The sequence below is a fragment of the Streptomyces purpurascens genome (assembly GCF_045040895.1).
In the GTDB taxonomy this organism is placed as follows: Bacteria; Actinomycetota; Actinomycetes; order Streptomycetales; family Streptomycetaceae; genus Streptomyces; species Streptomyces purpurascens.
In genome coordinates, this window is the sequence record NZ_CP108341.1 from 1,915,491 (window position 1) to 1,932,728 (window position 17,238).

General features: G+C 71.5%; 19 protein-coding genes. 12 read left to right on the top strand and 7 right to left on the bottom strand.

Features of this window, described 5'->3' with window-relative positions:
* Nucleotides 1-26: 26 nt before the first annotated feature.
* Nucleotides 27-1,358 (top strand): M1 family metallopeptidase, encoded by a 1,332-nt coding sequence (locus OHU35_RS08725; protein ID WP_359896607.1) that lies wholly within the window; start codon nt 27-29, stop codon nt 1,356-1,358.
* A gap of 5 nt (nt 1,359-1,363) precedes the next feature.
* The gene (locus OHU35_RS08730) at nt 1,364-1,738 is read left to right on the top strand and encodes a YchJ family protein (protein WP_372498799.1); all 375 of its coding nucleotides are present in this window, start codon (nt 1,364-1,366) and stop codon (nt 1,736-1,738) included.
* A 6-nt stretch (nt 1,739-1,744) separates the two neighbouring features.
* Here the strand turns inward: OHU35_RS08730 and OHU35_RS08735 are convergent, their stop codons facing one another.
* Complete coding sequence (locus OHU35_RS08735; protein WP_189726609.1) at nt 1,745-2,446, bottom strand: FadR/GntR family transcriptional regulator; 702 nt, start codon at nt 2,444-2,446, stop codon at nt 1,745-1,747.
* 137 nt (nt 2,447-2,583) lie between these two features.
* On the opposite strand from OHU35_RS08735, the gene OHU35_RS08740 reads away from it, so the two are divergent.
* The 4 genes from OHU35_RS08740 to OHU35_RS08755 are packed head-to-tail and all read left to right on the top strand — an operon-like array spanning nt 2,584 to nt 6,376.
* Complete coding sequence (locus tag OHU35_RS08740) at nt 2,584-3,102, top strand: gluconokinase (RefSeq protein WP_189726610.1); 519 nt, start codon at nt 2,584-2,586, stop codon at nt 3,100-3,102.
* Between the two features lie 49 nt (nt 3,103-3,151).
* The gene (locus OHU35_RS08745) at nt 3,152-4,549 is read left to right on the top strand and encodes a gluconate:H+ symporter (protein WP_189726611.1); all 1,398 of its coding nucleotides are present in this window, start codon (nt 3,152-3,154) and stop codon (nt 4,547-4,549) included.
* 13 nt (nt 4,550-4,562) lie between these two features.
* On the top strand, nt 4,563-5,327 hold the full coding sequence (locus tag OHU35_RS08750; protein WP_189726612.1) for an SDR family oxidoreductase: 765 nt from the start codon (nt 4,563-4,565) through the stop codon (nt 5,325-5,327).
* Between the two features lie 17 nt (nt 5,328-5,344).
* Nucleotides 5,345-6,376 carry an L-idonate 5-dehydrogenase gene (locus OHU35_RS08755; RefSeq protein ID WP_405509193.1) on the top strand — a complete coding sequence of 344 codons (1,032 nt, stop codon included), beginning with the start codon at nt 5,345-5,347 and terminating at the stop codon, nt 6,374-6,376.
* A 75-nt stretch (nt 6,377-6,451) separates the two neighbouring features.
* On the opposite strand, the gene OHU35_RS08760 is transcribed toward OHU35_RS08755, so the two are convergent.
* The 4 genes from OHU35_RS08760 to OHU35_RS08775 form a co-directional block, all read right to left on the bottom strand.
* Nucleotides 6,452-7,066, bottom strand: coding sequence for a cytochrome b/b6 domain-containing protein (locus OHU35_RS08760; protein ID WP_405505115.1), 615 nt, complete (start codon nt 7,064-7,066; stop codon nt 6,452-6,454).
* Nucleotides 7,050-7,775, bottom strand: coding sequence for a molybdopterin-dependent oxidoreductase (locus OHU35_RS08765; RefSeq protein ID WP_189726696.1), 726 nt, complete (start codon nt 7,773-7,775; stop codon nt 7,050-7,052). The genes OHU35_RS08760 and OHU35_RS08765 overlap by 17 nt, the downstream gene beginning before the upstream one ends.
* 135 nt (nt 7,776-7,910) lie before the next feature.
* The gene (locus OHU35_RS08770) at nt 7,911-9,449 is read right to left on the bottom strand and encodes an APC family permease (RefSeq protein ID WP_405505116.1); all 1,539 of its coding nucleotides are present in this window, start codon (nt 9,447-9,449) and stop codon (nt 7,911-7,913) included.
* A 33-nt stretch (nt 9,450-9,482) separates the two neighbouring features.
* Complete coding sequence (locus OHU35_RS08775) at nt 9,483-10,433, bottom strand: hypothetical protein (RefSeq protein WP_405505117.1); 951 nt, start codon at nt 10,431-10,433, stop codon at nt 9,483-9,485.
* 364 nt (nt 10,434-10,797) lie between these two features.
* Between OHU35_RS08775 and OHU35_RS08780 the strand changes: the two genes are divergently transcribed.
* Genes OHU35_RS08780 through OHU35_RS08795 form a run of 4 tightly spaced genes read left to right on the top strand, consistent with a single transcriptional unit; the run spans nt 10,798 to nt 13,043 of the window.
* Nucleotides 10,798-11,703, top strand: coding sequence for a DMT family transporter (locus OHU35_RS08780; RefSeq protein ID WP_359896596.1), 906 nt, complete (start codon nt 10,798-10,800; stop codon nt 11,701-11,703).
* A gap of 48 nt (nt 11,704-11,751) precedes the next feature.
* Nucleotides 11,752-12,267 (top strand): NUDIX hydrolase, encoded by a 516-nt coding sequence (locus OHU35_RS08785; RefSeq protein ID WP_405505118.1) that lies wholly within the window; start codon nt 11,752-11,754, stop codon nt 12,265-12,267.
* A 51-nt stretch (nt 12,268-12,318) separates the two neighbouring features.
* On the top strand, nt 12,319-12,711 hold the full coding sequence (locus OHU35_RS08790; protein WP_189726618.1) for a YidH family protein: 393 nt from the start codon (nt 12,319-12,321) through the stop codon (nt 12,709-12,711).
* Nucleotides 12,708-13,043 carry a DUF202 domain-containing protein gene (locus OHU35_RS08795; protein WP_189726619.1) on the top strand — a complete coding sequence of 112 codons (336 nt, stop codon included), beginning with the start codon at nt 12,708-12,710 and terminating at the stop codon, nt 13,041-13,043. The genes OHU35_RS08790 and OHU35_RS08795 overlap by 4 nt, the downstream gene beginning before the upstream one ends.
* 29 nt (nt 13,044-13,072) lie before the next feature.
* On the opposite strand, the gene OHU35_RS08800 is transcribed toward OHU35_RS08795, so the two are convergent.
* A complete protein-coding gene (locus OHU35_RS08800; protein ID WP_405505119.1) occupies nt 13,073-14,017 on the bottom strand; it encodes an NADP-dependent oxidoreductase in 945 nt (314 codons plus the stop codon).
* 202 nt (nt 14,018-14,219) lie between these two features.
* On the opposite strand from OHU35_RS08800, the gene OHU35_RS08805 reads away from it, so the two are divergent.
* Together OHU35_RS08805 and OHU35_RS08810 are read left to right on the top strand one after the other, a co-directional pair.
* On the top strand, nt 14,220-15,254 hold the full coding sequence (locus tag OHU35_RS08805) for a phosphotransferase family protein (RefSeq protein ID WP_189726621.1): 1,035 nt from the start codon (nt 14,220-14,222) through the stop codon (nt 15,252-15,254).
* A 5-nt stretch (nt 15,255-15,259) separates the two neighbouring features.
* The gene (locus tag OHU35_RS08810; protein ID WP_189726622.1) at nt 15,260-16,474 is read left to right on the top strand and encodes an acyl-CoA dehydrogenase; all 1,215 of its coding nucleotides are present in this window, start codon (nt 15,260-15,262) and stop codon (nt 16,472-16,474) included.
* Nucleotides 16,475-16,631: 157 nt separating this feature from the next.
* On the opposite strand, the gene OHU35_RS08815 is transcribed toward OHU35_RS08810, so the two are convergent.
* Nucleotides 16,632-17,225 carry a TetR/AcrR family transcriptional regulator gene (locus tag OHU35_RS08815; protein WP_189726623.1) on the bottom strand — a complete coding sequence of 198 codons (594 nt, stop codon included), beginning with the start codon at nt 17,223-17,225 and terminating at the stop codon, nt 16,632-16,634.
* Nucleotides 17,226-17,238: the final 13 nt, after the last annotated feature.

Consider the following 17,238-nt stretch of genomic DNA (forward strand, 5'->3'; position numbering starts at 1 on the left):
GCGCAGTGCAGGGAGCAGACGCAACAGTGGCGGTTCAGCAGTCAGTGGGTCAGGACCCGTACTTCCCGGGCAACGGTGACCTCCGGTACCGGGTGCATCGGTACGAGCTCACGCTGGACTACCGCCCGGCGCCGAACCGGCTGTCGGGAACGGCGCGGATCAACGCCATCGCGGGCCGTGGCCAGCTCACCGAGTTCCAGCTGAACCTCGCGGACTTCCGGGTGGGCCGGGTGAAGGTCGACGGCCGTACGCCGCACTACACGCACCGGGGCGGCAAGCTGCGGGTCCGCCCCGCGAAGCCGGTGCGCGCCGGTGCGGCCTTCACGGTCGAGGTGCAGTGGTCGGGCAACCCCCGGCCGGTGAACAGTCCCTGGGGCGGCCTCGGCTGGGAGGAGCTGGAGGACGGGGCGCTGGTGGCGAGCCAGCCGGTCGGGGCGCCGTCGTGGTACCCGTGCAACGACCGGCCCGCCGACAAGGCCTCGTACCACATCTCGGTCACGACGCCGTCGGCCTACGCGGTGGTGGCCGGTGGACGGCTGCTCACCCGCACGACGAAGGCCTCGACGACCACCTGGGTGTACGAGCAGGCGGCGCCGACCTCCAGCTACCTGGTGGGGCTGTCGATCGGGAAGTACCAGACGGTGCTGCTGGGCGACCCGGGCCCGGGCGGGGTTCCGCAGCACGGGCACATTCCGGCGCATCTGCTCCCCCGGTTCGCCCGGGACTTCGCACGGCAGCCCGCGATGATGGAACTGTTCCAGGAGCTGTTCGGGCCGTACCCGTTCGACGAGTACGCGGTCGTGGTGACCGAGGAGGAGCTCGACGTCCCCGTCGAGGCACAGGGGTTGTCGCTGTTCGGGTCCAACCACGTGGACGGGGAGCGGGGTTCGGAGCGGCTGGTCGCCCACGAGCTGGCGCACCAGTGGTTCGGCAACAGCGTGTCCATCGCCGACTGGCGGCAGATCTGGCTGAACGAGGGGTTCGCGAAATACGCCGAGTGGCTGTGGTCTGAGCGCTCGGGAGGGCGCAGCGCCCAGCAACTGGCCGCCGGCGCGCACCGGTTGCTGTTCTCGCTGCCCCAGGACCTCCGGCTGGCCGACCCGGGACGGAAGTCGATGTTCGACGACCGTCTCTACCAGCGGGGCGGGCTCGTCCTGCACGCGGTGCGGTGCGCCCTGGGGGACGACGCGTTCTTCCGCATGCTGCGCGGGTGGGCGGGCCTGCACCGGGGCGGGGCGGTGACGACGGCGAACTTCACCGCGCACGTGGGGCGGTTCACGGACGAGCCGCTGGACGCGCTGTTCGACATGTGGCTGTACGGGACGACGCTGCCGCCGCTGCCCCGTCCAGGAGAATGACCGGCATGACGACGCGTTCCTGCCCGTGCGGGCTGCCCGACTCCTACCAGGCGTGTTGCGGGCGCTACCACTCCGGGGCCTCCGCGGCTCCGACCGCCGAGGCGTTGATGCGCTCGCGGTACAGCGCCTTCGTGAAGGGGGACGCCGGGTATCTGCTGCGGACCTGGCATCCCCGGACGCGGCCCGGCACATTGGAGCTGGATGCGGGGACGCGGTGGACCGGGCTGGAGATCCTGGAGACCGGTGAGGGGTCCGCGTTCCACACGAGTGGGACCGTGACGTTCCGGGCCTCGTACCGGGGCGGATCGCTGCACGAGCGGAGCCGGTTCGAGCGGGTGGACGGGGCCTGGGTGTACGTCGACGGGGAGTTTCTGCGGTAGCGGCCGTCACGGCGCCAGGATGTCGAGTTCCTGGAGGGCGCCGACGGTGATCTCGCGGGTCAGTTCCTCCGCGCGGACCGCGTCGCCCGCGCGGACCGCCTCGGCCACCTGGACGTGCAGGGTGACGGCGGCCGGGTCGGGGTCCTCGAACATCACGTCGTGGTGGGTGCGGCCGGCCAGGACCTCGGCGACGACGTCGCCGAGGCGGGCGAACATCTCATTGCCGGAGGCGGCCAGGACGGCGCGGTGGAAGGCGATGTCGTGGACGAGGTACTCCTCCAGCTTGTGACCGCGTGAGTTGGCGACCATGCCGAGGGCGCACTCGGTGAGTTCGGCGCACTGCTCGGCGGTGGCGTGCCGGGCGGCGAGGCCCGCCGCGACCGGTTCGATCGCCGAGCGCAGCACCGTGAGGGACCGCAGCTGCCCGGGGCGGTCGGCGCCTGCCAGGCGCCAGCGGATGACCTCGGGGTCGTAGACGTTCCACTCGGACTTGGGGCGGACCGTCACGCCGACGCGACGGCGGGACTCGACCAGGCGCATGGACTCCAGGACACGGACCGCCTCGCGCATCACGGAGCGCGACACGTCGAAACGCTGGGCCAGCTCGTCCGTGCGCAGCACGCTGCCCGGCGGGTACTCGCCCGCCGTGATCTCGGGGCCGAGGGTGTCCAGTACATGGCCGTGCAGCCCTCGACCCGGTGTGCTCATGCACTCAGCGTACGGGGTAGATCACGGAGACAAAAAGTCAGACTTATTTGTCACGGCCTCTTGAATTAGTCGTACCTAATGGGTTTCAGTTGCGTCGACATCACGTGTCGACGAAGACAGCAGACAGTGAGGCAGCGATGAACACCCCCCACGTCGTCGTGGTCATGGGCGTCGCGGGCACCGGAAAGACCACCATCGGTCCCCTGCTCGCAGCCCGGCTCGGCGTTCCGTACGCCGAGGGCGACGACTTCCACCCGCAGGCCAACATCGCCAAGATGTCGGCCGGTACGCCACTCACCGACGAGGACCGCTGGCCCTGGCTGGACGCCATCGGCGCGTGGGGGCACGGGCGGGCCGGACTCGGCGGGGTGGTCAGCTGCTCGGCACTGAAGCGGTCGTACCGCGACCGGCTGCGGGCCGCCGCACCCGGCGTGGTCTTCGTGCACCTCGCGGGCGACCGCTCGCTGATCGAGGACCGGATGTCGCACCGGCAGGGGCACTTCATGCCCACGGCGCTGCTCGACTCCCAGTTCGCCACGCTCCAGCCGCTGGAGAGCGACGAGGCGGGAGTCCGCGTGGACGTCCTGGGCAGCCCGGAGGAGATCACCGAACGGGCGGCGAGCGCGCTCGAGGATCTCCCCGAGCCCGTCCAGTAGCCCCTGACTCCCTTCCTACGACTCCCCTCACCCCAAGGACACCTCCCCCGTGACCAGACTCAGCGTCGAGATGCTGGCAGCGGACGCACCCGAGCCGATCACCTCGGCCGGGCACGCTCAGCTGGGCATCGCCGTGCTGGCGGGCATCGCCGTCATCGTCCTGCTCATCACCAAGTTCAAGCTGCACGCGTTCCTGGCGCTGACCATCGGGTCACTGGCGCTCGGCGCGATCGCCGGGGCGCCCCTGGACAAGGTCCTCCTCAGTTTCAGCGCCGGCCTCGGCACCACGGTCGCCGGCGTCGGCGTGCTGATCGCCCTCGGCGCGATCCTCGGCAAGATGCTCGCCGACTCCGGAGGCGCCGACCAGATCGTCGACACCATCCTCGAGAAGGCCGGCGGGCGGTCGATGCCCTGGGCGATGGTGCTGATCGCCTCCGTGATCGGACTGCCGCTCTTCTTCGAGGTCGGCATCGTGCTGCTGATCCCGGTGGTGCTGATGGTCGCCAAGCGCGGCAACTACTCGCTGATGCGCATCGGCATCCCGGCGCTCGCGGGCCTGTCCGTGATGCACGGCCTGGTGCCGCCGCACCCCGGCCCGCTGGTCGCGATCGACGCGGTCGGGGCCGACCTCGGTGTGACGCTGGCGCTCGGTGTCCTGGTCGCCGTTCCCACGGTGATCATCGCCGGTCCGGTGTTCTCGAAGTACGCGGCCCGCTGGGTGGACGTGCCCGCCCCGGACAACATGATTCCGCAGCGCGCCTCCGAGGACCTGGAGAAGCGCCCCGGCTTCGGCGCCACGCTGTTCACGGTGCTGCTGCCGGTGATCCTCATGCTCGCCAAGGCGCTGGTCGACATCGTCGTGGACGACCCGGAGAACCCGGTCCAGCGCGTCTTCGACGTCGTCGGCGCCCCGATGATCGCGCTGCTCGCCTCGGTGCTGGTCGGCATCTTCACACTGCTGCGGCCCGCCGGGTTCTCCAAGGAGCGCGTCTCGCCGCTCGTCGAGAAGAGCCTCATGCCGATCGCGGGCATCCTGCTGATCGTCGGCGCGGGCGGCGGCTTCAAGCAGACGCTGATCGACACCGGCGTGGGCCAGATGGTCCTGGAGATCTCCGAGAACTGGTCGATCCCCGCGCTGCTGCTGGCCTGGCTGATCGCGGTGGCGATCCGGCTGGCGACCGGTTCGGCGACGGTGGCGACGGTCTCGGCGGCCGGCCTGGTCGCCCCGCTCGCGGCCGACATGTCGACGACACACGCCGCCCTCCTCGTCCTGGCCATCGGCGCCGGCTCGCTCTTCTTCAGCCATGTGAACGACGCCGGGTTCTGGATGGTGAAGGAGTACTTCGGGCTGACCGTCGGCCAGAACATCAAGACCTGGTCCGTCATGGAGACGATCATCTCGGTGGTCGCCGGCGGCTTCGTCCTGCTGTTGTCCTTGGTGATCTAGGAGAGGTACGGCCATGACTGCTCACCCCCTGTTCGACATCGGCGGCCGTACGGCCCTGGTGACCGGCTCCAGCCGGGGCATCGGACTCGCCCTCGCCCGTGGTCTGGCGGAAGCAGGCTGCACGGTCGTCCTGAACGGACGCGACAAGGACCGGCTGGCCGAGGCCGCCGCCGGGCTGCCCGGCGACAAGGTGCACACGGCCGCGTTCGACGTGACCGACGGATCGTCCGTGGCGGACGGGATCGCGGACGTCGAGGAGCGGGTGGGCCCGCTCGACATCCTGGTCAACAACGCGGGCATGCAACTGCGCGCCCCGCTGCTGGAGTTCACCGACTCCGACTGGCACCGGATCCTGGACACCAACCTGACCAGTGCCTTCCTGGTCGGCCGTGAGGCGGCGCGCCGGATGACGGAACGCGGCCACGGCAAGATCGTCAACATCTGCTCGCTGCAGAGCGAGGTCGTGCGGCCCGGGATCGCGCCGTACGCCGCCACCAAGGGCGCGCTGAAGATGCTCACCAAGGGCATGTGCGCGGACTGGGGCCCGAGCGGAGTGCAGGTCAACGGGCTCGGCCCGGGCTACATCGAGACCGAGCTGACCAAGCCCCTCGTCGACGACGAGGAGTTCAGCGCCTGGGTGCGGCGGCGTACCCCGGCCGGGCGCTGGGGCCGTACGCAGGACCTGGTGGGCGGGGTGCTGTTCCTCGCCTCCCCGGCCGCCGACTTCATCAGCGGGCAGGTGCTGTATGTCGACGGCGGCATGACGAGCGTGCTGTGACCATTCAGGAGGTTTCGATGCTGGGTTGTGTGATTCACGGTCAGGACGACCTCCGGGTCACGGAGTTGCCCGTTCCGGAGCCCGGGCCGGGGCAGGCGCTGGTCGCCGTCCGGTACGGCGGGGTGTGCGGGTCCGATCTGCACTACTGGCGGCACGGCGGCGTCGGAGACTTCCGGCTCAGGGAGCCGATGGTGCTCGGGCACGAGGTCGTCGGAACGGTGCTCGAGTACGGGACCGGCGCCTCGGGTCCGGCTCCGGGTACGGCGGTGGCCGTGCACCCGGCGACCCCGTGCGGGGTGTGCCCGGAGTGCTCGGCCGGGCGGCGGAACGTGTGCCGGGACACCAGCTATCTGGGCAGTGCGGCGCGTTTCCCGCATGTGCAGGGCGGGTTCGCGGCGCAGGTGGTCGTGCCGTGTGAGCAGTTGCGGGCGTTGCCGGACGGTCTGGAGCTGCGCCGGGCCGCGCTCGCCGAGCCGCTGTCCGTCGCGCTGCACGCGGTGCGGCGGGCCGGGGACGTGGCCGGGCGGCATGTTCTGGTGACCGGTGCCGGGCCCATCGGGTGTCTGGTGGTCGCGGCGGCGAAGGCGGCGGGGGCGGCGCATGTCACTGTGACGGATCTGCTGCCCGAGGCGTTGGAATATGCCCGGGTCGCCGGTGCGGAGACGGTTGTTCGGGCCGATGACCCGGACGATGCCGGGTGGCCCGATGAGGTCGATGTGGCGATCGAGGCGTCCGGGGTGGCCGCGGGGCTCGACGCGTGTCTGCGGCGGGTGCGGCGCGGTGGGGTGGTCGTGCAGTTGGGCATGTTGCCGCCGGGGCAGAGTCCGTTCGCGGGGAACCTTGTGGTGAGCCGGGAGATCGAGCTGCGGGGGGCGTTCCGGTTCGACACGGAGTTTGATGCGGCGTTGGAGTTGCTGGCGGTGGAGCCGGCTTTCGACGGACTGGTCAGTGCGGTCGTTCCCGTGGGGGAGGCCGAGTCTGCCTTTGCGCTGGCCGCTGATCGGAGTCGGTCTTGCAAGGTGCTGTTGGATTTCGACGTCGCGCCGTAGGGGGTGATGTCGGCGAGCGGCCGCGGGTGCGTTGTGGTTGTTCGCGCAGTTCCCCGCGCCCCTGAAGGCAAAGAGCTATCGGCGCCATAGGGGGTGCTGCCGGGTCGCCCAGTCTCTGCTCACCTTGCCCGTTCGCATGCCTCTGCGGGACTCCGGATCGGCCACGGCCATGCCGATGTGGCCGGCCAGGACGATGCCGATGGTGAGGGCCAGCCAGTCGTGGACGAAGGTTGCGCTGGTGCGCCAGAGCAGGGGGGTGAGGTGGGTGAACCACATCATCAGGCCGGTGGCGAGCATGACGAGGGTGGCTCCGGCGATCCAGGACGCGTAGATCTTCTGGCCGGCGTTGAACTTGGCGGCCGGGCGGGAGGCGTGCCGTTTGTCGCGGTGCAGGGCGGCGCGCAGCCAGGTGCGGTCGTGCGGGCCGAAGCGGTTGAGCCGGCCGAGGTCGGCTCGGAAGGCGCGGGAGGCGAGACCGGCCAGGACCGGGAGGGGCAGGGCCAGGCCCGACCACTTGTGCAGGGTGACGATCAGGGCACGGCGGCCTACGAGTTCGGCGAGCTGGGGGACGTAGAGGCAGGCCGCCGTCAGTACGCAGACGCCCATCAGGGCGGCCGTCGTGCGGTGGATCCAGCGCTGGGTCCGGGTGAAGCGGCTGACATCGGCCGCGGTGTCAGCTCGTGGGTGCATCGTCGCGTCCGTTCGAGCGGCCCACCCAGGCGTCGACGTCGTAGCCGCGCTCCTCCCAGTAGCCCGGCTCGACGTCGTCGGTCAGGGTGATGCCGGAGAGCCACTTGGCGGACTTGTAGAAGTACATGGGCGCCACGTAGAGGCGGACCGGCCCGCCGTGGGAGTGGCCGAGGTCCTTGTCCTGCATGCGCAGGGCGACCAGGACGTCCGCGCGGCGGGCCTGGGCGAGGGTGAGGCTCTCGGTGTAGGTGCCGTCGAAGCAGGTGAAGCGGATCGCCTTCGCGGTGGGGCGTACGCCTGCCGCGTCGAGGAGCCGGGAGAGGCGTACGCCTTCGAACGGTGTGTCCGGGACCCGCCAGCCGGTGACGCACTGGACGTCGCGGACCATCCGGGTCTGCGGGAGGGCTTTCAGCTCGTCCAGCGTGTAGCTCGTGGGGCGGTCGACCAGGCCGTCGATCTTGAGGCGGTAGGTGTCGGCGTTCTTGCGCGGTACGGACGAGGCGACCGAGTAGTAGCGGAAGCCGCCGCCGTTCGGGAGCAGTCCGGTCAGGCCGGTGGGGTCCTTGTCGGCGGCGCCGCCGAGGAAGCCCTCCAGGCCGCGCTGCAGCTTGGGCGCGGCGACGACGCCCAGGGCGCCCACGGCGAGGGTGCCGAGGAAGACGCGGCGGCCGACCGGGGTGCCCCGTTCCTCGGGGTGTCCGTCGTTCACGCCGTCTTGTACGTCCTCGCGCACTCCCCTATTCACGTCCTCGTCCACGTTCTCATTCGAGCACCCACGACCCCCGGAGGACAGGGATCGCGGGTGCTCGTCAGACTTCCGTAACCACTTCTTACGTGGGCACCCTCAGGACGAGGCCGCCTTGTCCAGCTGGAACGCCTCGTTGCCGAGCCCGATCCGGGCGTGCTTCTCGGGGGCGCGGGCGCGCAGCACCAGGCCCAGGAGCAGGCCCCCGACCAGGGCGAGCCCGATGACGCCGGGCAGCACCCAGCTCAGCGAGGAGTCCGGGCCGGCGCCGACCAGCACCTCGAAGTCCTTCACGGTGTAGCCGGCGATGACGAGCAGGGCGAGGCCCGACAGCACGGAGGTGACCAGCCGCCAGGCCTGGACCCCGGCGGCGCCGCGGCGGACGAAGAAGACGACGACCGACAGGGAGGCCGCCGCCATCAGCAGGATCACGCCGAGGGCGCCGATGTTGCCGAGCCAGGTGAACAGCCGCAGGACGGGCGCGGTCGGGTCGCCGGCCGGCTTGTCGTCGGCGATCGCGAAGGCGGCCACGACCACCACGGCCACGACGGTCTGCAGCAGCGAGCCGGTGCCGGGGGCGCCGCTGGTGCCGCTGGTGCGGCCGAAGGCGGCGGGCAGCAGGCCCTCGCGGCCCATGGCGAAGGCGTACCGGGCGACGACGTTGTGGAAGCTGAGCAGGGCGGCGAACATGCCGGTGACGAACAGGACGTGCAGGACGTCCGTGAACGTGCCGCCGAGGCGGGACTCGGTGAGGAAGAACAGCAGTCCGGCGCTCTGCTTCTGGGCCGTGCCGACGATCGCGGAGGGGCCGGTGGCGACGGTGAGGGCCCAGCTGCTCAGGGCGAAGAAGACGGCGACCCCGCCGACGGCGAAGAACATCACGCGCGGCACCAGGACGTGCGGGCGGTTGGTCTCCTCGGCGTAGACGGGGGCCTGCTCGAAGCCGAGGAACGCGGCGATGCAGAAGCACAGGGCGGTGCCGACGCCCGCGCCGGTGAGCGTGTCGGGGTTGAAGGCGTGCAGCGACAGGCCTTCCTTGCCGGGGTCGGCGAGGGCGGCGATGTCGAAGATCACGACGAGCAGCACCTCGATGACCAGCAGCACGCCGAGCACGCGCGCGTTGACGTCGATCTTCAGCCAGCCGAGCAGTCCGACGGCGAGGGCGGCCACGAGGGCCGGTATCCACCAGGCGATCTCCACGTCGGCGTACGTGGCGAGGAGCCCGGAGACCTCGAAGCCGAAGATGCCGTAGATGCCGATCTGAAGCGCGTTGTAGGCGACGAGGGCGACCAGGGCGGCGCCCGCGCCGGCGGTGCCGCCGAGGCCGCGGGCGATGTACGCGTAGAAGGCGCCCGCGTTGTGGACGTGGCGGCTCATCTCGGCGTAGCCCACGCTGAACAGGATCAGGACGACGCCGAGGACGACGAAGAGCAGCGGCTGGCCGACGATGCCCATCACCGCGAATGTGGTGGGCATGACACCCGCGACCACCATGAGCGGGGCGGTCGCGGCGAGGACGGAGAGCAGCAGTCCCCCGGTGCCGAGGCGGTCGGCGCGCAGGGCGCGCTCCTGCCCCTTGAACGTACTGATGCCGCCGCCGGCGGCGGACGTGCTCGTACTCGAACTGTCCGTGGTCATCGGGAGAGCGTCCTCACTTCTGGGATGGCGGGGTCAGGCCGTGCCGAGCGCGCCGGCGCGGGCGGCGGCGAAGGCGGTGTGCGGGTCGCGGTCCGGGTACGACCAGGGCGCCGGGGTGGCGTACCGGCCGATCCGGTGGAACAGGGCGGCGGCCTCGGCGCCCCGCCCCTCGCAGAACTTGGCGTGGGCGAGGAAGTTCAGGTCGATCAGCCGGCGCGGGTGGCCCTCCAGCTCCCACTCCAGCCACCAGTCGAAGGCGGCCTTCATCACCTGCCGGGCGCGGCGGCCGGCCCAGTGGCCCGAGGCGGCCGGATCGGCGGGCTCGTACCCGGCGGCCGCCAGCACGCGGTAGCGCTCGGCGTGTGCGATGACGGGCAGGATCGCGAGCGGGGAGTCGGCCGGTGCCTGTTCGGCGGCCCAGTTGGCGAAGTCGTAGACCTCGTGCAGCGGGTCCGGGCCGGCGTCGGTGCGGCGTCCGGCGAGCCGGGCGACCATCAGGTGGTGGGCGTGGTGGTGGTCGGCGTACCGGCCGCGGACCGCCTCGAAGTGCCGGACCACGTCCAGGTCGCTGCCGGTCGCGCACTCCAGCATGAGCAGGCCGAGCCAGGGGGTGGGGTCGGCCGGGGCGCGTGCGACGGCGGTCCGGCAGGCCTCGCGGGCGCGGGGCGGCTTGCCCTTGCCGCGCAGCACCCGCCGGACCTCGGCGAGGGCGAGCAGGACGGAGGCGTCGGCGGACTCGGGTTCGGCGAGCAGCCACTCGCGGGCCCAGGCGGCGCTGTAGGACTCCCCCGCGAGGACAGTGATCCGGTGGCCGCGGCGGTCCCACTCGTCTCCGGTCCGGACCAGCAGGGACCGGACGTGCTGCCAGCGGCCCTGTGCCAGCGCGGCGCGCGCGGCCACGAGGTCGGCGTCGTCGAGGGCCTCGTCGAAGGCCTGTGCCGCACGTCTGCGGCCACGGCCGAGGGGAGGCGGGGGTGGGGACACCGCGGAACTTCCTCACGCGCTCTTCTTGTGTTTCGGCTCACGGCGGTCGAGGGGGCGCGGGTGTGCGCAATGCCATGAACTGATCACGCACAGCCAACCCCCCACCAACGGTTGGCGTCAAGGGCCGCTGTGGCGTTACACGCGTCAACTGGTGTTACTTGTGAGGTTCTTGTGATCAACGAGGAGGTGGAGGGCCATGTCAACAGCATCCGATTTATCCGTTTCGCCCTTTGTGACGTACGTCATAGCGTTGGCCGGGTTCGCCCCGGACGATGGCAGGACGTACGGGCGCGCCGGGCGGAGCCGGCCGGTACAGTCGGCCCTTACGCAACCGTGACCCGACCTGACGATCGAGGTACACCGCGTGTCGGTTCTAGTTCTCGTGCTCGCCCTGGGTGCCGCCTGCTGTCTGGGCTTCGGCTTCGTTCTGCAGCAGAACGCGGCCCAGCGGGCCCCGCTGAGCGACTTCCTCTCCTTCCGCCTGCTCATCGACCTGGTGAAGGTGCCGCGCTGGCTCGGCGGCATCGCGCTGATGGTGGTCGGCATGGGACTGGGCGCCGCCGCCCTGGGGCAGGGCGAGCTGTCACTGGTGGAGCCGCTGCTGGCGACGAACCTGTTGTTCGCGCTGGCGCTGTCCCGCAGGCAGACCAAGCAGCCACTGGGCCGCCAGGGCTGGGCGGGTCTGCTGCTCCTGGCGGGCGGAGTGACCGCGTTCATCGTGGCGGGCCAGCCACAGGGCGGAGCCGCGACGGCCGATCCGGTGCGGCAGTGGCTGATCATCGGGGCCATGGTGGGGCTCGCCCTGCTGCTCACGACCCACGCCAAGCGTTCGCGGCTGAGCTCCGGACCGGTGCTGCTGGCCCTGGCCGCCGGGCTGCTCTACGGCGTGCAGGACGCGCTGACCCGGGTGAGCGGGCAGAAGTTCTCCGACGGCGGCTTCGCCGAGCTGCTGACCGGCTGGCAGCCGTACGCGGTCCTCGCGCTGGGCGTCACGGGGCTGGTCCTCGTGCAGAGCGCCTTCGAGACCGCCTCCCTGCGCAAGTCGCTGCCCGCCCTGACCGCGGCCCAGCCGCTCGCCGGGATCATCTGCGGCGTCGGCTTCCTGGGCGACCGGCTGCGGACCGACGCGGTGGCCCTGAGCTGGGAGGCCGGTGGCCTGCTGGCCGTGGTCGCCGGGATCGTGCTGCTGGGGCTGCATCCGGCGATGCCGCACGGGCTGGCGGAGCGGGCCCGCGTGGGAAAGCTGCAGGCACAGCCGCAGCAGGTGTGAACCCGGCGCCGCCCGCCGCTCGGACGCGGCCCCTGCTTGGATGAGGGCATGAGCGCTGCTGACGAGATCCTCGACATCGTCGACGAGAACGACCAGGTCACCGGGCAGTGCCCCCGGGGCGAGGTCTACGCCGAGGGCCTGCGGCACCGATGCGTGTTCATCCAGGCCCGGGACGCCGGAGGACGGATCTTCGTGCACCGGCGGACCCCGACCAAGCTGGTCTTCCCGTCCCTCTACGACATGTTCGTCGGCGGAGTGGTCGGCGCGGGCGAGGCCTACGACACGGCCGCCCTGCGCGAGGCCGAGGAGGAGCTGGGCGTGACCGGCCTGCCGGCCCCGCGGTACCTCTTCAAGTTCCTCTACGACAACGGCGCCGGCCAGAGCTGGTGGTCGGCGGTGTACGAGGTCCGCTGCGAGCTTCCCGTACGGCCGCAGGTCGAGGAGGTGGCCTGGCACGACTTCCTGCCCGAGGACGAGGTGGAGCGGCGCCTCGGGGACTGGGAGTGGGTGCCGGACGGGCTGGCGGCGTACGAGCGGCTCAAGGCGTTTCGGTCGAGGCCGTAGCGGGCGGCACCCACAGCGCCCGGCGAGGAGCTCCCGGGTAGGGTCGCGCACGTGATCGAGTTCGTACGGAACGTCCGGTTGTGGTTCGCGCCCGCCCAGGTCCGGCAGGACGGCGAGACGCCCGACTACCGGTTCTCGCTGGCGAACGAACGCACTTTCCTGGCCTGGCTGCGCACCGCGCTGGCGCTGATCGGCGGCGGCTTCGCCGTGGACCAGTTCCTGCCGGACCTGCGCTGGGGCTGGCGGGTGGGGCTGGCCCTCGCGCTGCTCGCGGCGGGGGTCCTGTGCTCGCTGCGGGCGGTCAACCACTGGGTGCGCTGCGAGCGGGCCATGCGCCGGGGCGAGGATCTGCCGGTGTCCCGCTTCCCGGCGTTGCTGAGCCTCGTCGTCGCGGTCGTCGCCGTCGCGATGGTGCTTGTGGTGCTCGTGGGGTGGGAGGGGTGAGCGCGGCTCACAGCGCGCCGCGGACCCCTGACCGCGACCCCGGGCTCCAGCCCGAGCGGACCCGGCTCGCGTGGCGGCGGACGACCCTCTCGGGCACGGTCTCCGCCGTGCTCGCCGTGAAGACCGCGCTGCACGGCGGCGCGTCGGTGGCCGGGGTCGTCGCGTGCGCCCTGTGCTGTGTCCTGTGGCTGGGTTTCCTCGGTGTCGCCCACCGCCGCATCCGCACGCTCTCCGCCCCCGGCAGCCCCGCGGCGTTCGCGCCCCGGCACGCCACGGCCGCGGTGCTCTGCACGGTGGCGATGGCGGCGTGCGGGGCCGCCCTCGTTCTCTAGGCCGTGTCCACGGGCCGGCGGCCAGGGGGCTACAGGCTCTCCGTCTCCCATTTCACCGTCACGACGATCTTGCCGCGGGTCCGGCCCTCCTGGTTCAGCAGGTGCGCGTCCGCCGCCCGCTCCAGCGGGAACGTCTCGGAGACGTGCACGCTCACCACGCCTTGCTCCGCCAGGTCGGTCAGCCGCTGGAGGTCCTCGGCGTCGGGGCGCACGAAGTAGTAGCGGCCGCCGTAGTTCACCACGTCGCCGTCGGCGATCGACACCAGGCGGCCCTCGGGGGCCAGCAGGTTCGCCGAGGCCTTCAACGCGTCACCGCCGACCGTGTCGAACACCGCGTCCACGCCCTCGGGCGCCAGCCCCCGCACCCGCTCGCCCAGGCCCTCGCCGTACGTCACCGGCTCGCCGCCGAGGCCCCGCACGAAGTCGTGGTTGGGCTCGCTCGCCGTACCGATCACCCGGGCGCCGAGGTGGGTGCCGAGCTGGACGGCGATCGAGCCGACGCCGCCGGCCGCCGCGTGCACCAGGACGGTCTCGCCCCGCTTCACCTGGAGCACCTTGAGCAGCACCTGGTAGGCGGTGAGCCCGACCAGCGGCAGTCCGGCCGCCTCCTCGAAGGAGAGGTTGCGCGGCTTGCGGGCGAGGGTGCGCAGGGGCGCGGCCACGTACTCGGCGAAGGTGCCCCGGGAGAGGAAGTCCTCGCGCACGTACCCGATGACCTCGTCCCCGACGTCGAACTCGGAGACGGCCACGCCGGGCCGTACGACGACGCCCGAGACGTCCCAGCCGGGCACCACGGGGAAGACGGGTTCGAGGATGGCGTCGAGGTAGCCCTCGCGGGCCTTCCAGTCGACGGGGTTCACGGACGCCGCCCGCACCTTCACCAGCACCGCGTCCGGGCCGACCTTGGGATCGCGGACCTCCCCGAACGCCAGCGCCTCGGGTCCGCCGTACCGTGAGTAGCTGATGGCCTTCATGGCTTTGACCTTCCGGGCTCCCCGCGTGGCACGCAAGCCGGAATGGCCTGAACGAAGAAGGCCCCTGTGCCTCCCCGGCGTCTCGCGCGAGGAGCCGTCGGCCTATCGTGGCTCCGATCACGTTTCGGCCCCCCTCTGGACGACATACCGACCGGTCGGCATCATGAGTCGGGAACCGTCCATCTCCCCGTAGGAGCGACGCATGAGCCCCGACCACCCGCCCGGACTCGATCTCGACCGGCTGCGCGGCCTGCTCGACCGGGAGCGGCCCGGCCTGGTGAACGGCCCGCTGTCCGGCCGGCTGATCGAGGGCGGACGGTCGAACCTCACGTACGCCGTCTCCGACGGCACCGCACGCTGGGTCGTACGGCGGCCGCCGCTCGGCCATGTGCTGGCCACCGCGCACGACATGAAGCGCGAGCACCGGGTGATCAGCGGGCTGTATCCGACCGCCGTGCCGGTTCCGCGGCCGGTGCTGCTGTGCGAGGACGAGGAGGTGCTCGGGTCGCCCTTCTACGTCATGGAGTTCGTCGAGGGCACCCCCTATCGCACCGCCGACCAGCTCGCCCCGCTCGGCCCGGAGCGGACCCGGGGCGCGGTGCTGAACCTGGTGGACACGCTGGTGGAGCTGCACGCGGTGGACCCGGGCGAGGCGGGTCTCGCGGACTTCGGCCGGCCCGAGGGCTTCCTGGACCGGCAGCTGCGGCGCTGGGGCAAGCAACTGGACGCCTCCCGCAACCGCGACCTGGACGGCATCGACGAACTGCACGCCGCCCTCGGCCGGGACCTGCCCCGCTCCCCCGCCCCGGCCGTCGTGCACGGCGACTACCGGCTCGACAACGTGCTGATCGGCGAGGACGACACCATCCGGGCGATCCTCGACTGGGAGATGTCGACGCTGGGCGACCCGCTCACCGACCTCGGCCTGCTGGTCATGTACAGCATGCCGCTGGGCATGCCCGACTCCCCCGTCTCCACGACCGCCGAGGCCCCCGGGCATCCGGCGCCGTCGGAACTCATCGAGCGGTACGCCGCGCGCTCGGGGCGCGACGTCTCCGCGGTCTCCTGGTACACGGCGTTCGCCTGGTTCAAGCTCGCCGTGATCCTCGAGGGCATCCACTACCGCTACACGCTCGGCCAGACGGTCGGGCGCGGGTTCGACCGCATCGGCGACCTCGTGCCCGTCTTCGTCCGGCACGGGCTGACCACGCTTCACGAGGGCCTTCAGGAGGGCTGATCCGTATGGACTTCGCGTTCGACGCACGCACCGAGGAGCTGCGCGCCAAGCTCCTCACCTTCATGGACGAGTACGTCTATCCGGCCGAGGCGGTGGCGGAGGAGCAGCGCGCCAAGCTCGCCTCGCCGTGGGAGACGGTGCCCGTGGTGGAGGAGCTGAAGGCCGAGGCGCGCAGGCAGGGCCTGTGGAACCTCTTCCTGCCGGACTCCGAGTACGGGGCCGGGCTCACCAACCTGCAGTACGCGCCGCTCGCCGAGATCATGGGCCGGTCCCCGCAGCTGGCGCCTACGGCGACGAACTGCGCGGCGCCCGACACCGGGAACATGGAGGTGCTGACCCAGTTCGGTGACGAGCAGCAGCGCAAGCAGTGGCTGGAGCCGCTGCTGGCGGGCGAGATCCGCTCGGCGTTCGCGATGACCGAGCCGGAGGTGGCCTCCTCGGACGCCACCAACATCACCACGCACATCCGGCGGGACGGCGACGAGTACGTCATCACCGGCCGCAAGTGGTACATCTCCGGGGCGATGAACCCGGACTGCAAGATCTTCATCGTGATGGGCAAGACGGATCCGGACGGGGACGACATCCGCCGTCAGCAGTCCATGGTGCTGGTCCCCCGCGACACTCCGGGTGTGACCGTCAAGCGCGCGATGCAGGTGTTCGGCTACGAGGACCACTCCCACGGCGGCCACGCCGAGGTGATCTTCGACGACGCGCGCGTGCCCGCGTCGAACCTGATCGGCGAGGAGGGCGGTGGCTTCGCCATCGCGCAGGCCCGGCTCGGTCCCGGCCGGATCCACCACTGCATGCGGCTGATCGGCATGGCGGAGCGGGCCATCGAGCTGATGTGCCGGCGGGCCGTGGCCCGTACGGCCTTCGGCAAGGCGCTGGCGCAGCAGGGTGTGGTGCACAACTGGATCGCGGACGCGCGGGTGACGGTCGAGCAGTTGCGGCTGCTGGTGCTGAAGACGGCGTGGCTGATGGACACGGTGGGGAACAAGGGGGCGCACACCGAGATCCAGTCGATCAAGATCGCTACGCCTCGGGCGGTGGTGGACATTCTCGACCGGGCGATCCAGTTGCACGGTGCGGGGGGTGTCAGTCAGGACTTCCCGCTTGCGGAGCTGTACGCGGGGGCGCGGACGCTGATGATCGCGGACGGGCCCGACGAGGTGCATCAGCGGTCGCTGGCTCGGCGGGAGTTGAAGAAGTACCTGTAGGTGGGGCGGGCGGTGGGGGGGCCTCGCCCCCGCCGCCCCTACCCGTCCCATCTCCAGGGGCGCTGCCCCTTCGACCCCGCCAGGGGGCTGCGCCCCCTGGACCCCCGATCGGCCTGAACGGCCTCGTCCTCAAACGCCGGACGGGCTGGGTGGGCGGCTATGGGCGCAGTGCCCGCATCAGCAGGTCCGCCAAGTGGTCGGCCACCTGTTGGGGGCTCATCGGACCCTCAGGGCGGTACCACGTCGACAGGTGGTGGACCGAGCCGAAGTGGTAGTCGACCACCAGGTCCGCCGGGGTCGCCTTGGAGAAGATGCCCGACTCCTGGCCCTCCTCGACCAGCGCCCGGAAGCGCTCGTGGTAGCGGCGGCGCTCGGAGCGGACCTGCTTGTTCTTCTCGGGGCTGAGGTGGTGCATGGACCGCCAGAAGATCATCGCGTCGTCGAGGTTGTCGATGGTCGTCACCACGACGTCCGCGGCCGCGGACCGCAGCCGCTTCTCCACCGGCTCGTCCGCGTCCGCGACGGCGTCCAGCCGCTCCTGCTGGATGCGCAGCACGCGCGCGTACACCTCGTGCAGCAGGTCGTCCTTGGAGCCGAAGTAGTGGTACAGCGCCCCCTTGGTGACGCCTGCCGCCTCGACGATCTCCTGCACCGAGGTGCGGTCGTAGCCCCGCTCGGCGAAGAGCCGGGTGGCGGCGGCCAGGAGCCGCTGAGGCACGGGGGTGCCGTCCGAGTCCGTAGTCCTGGGCACTGCCGCCACCTGC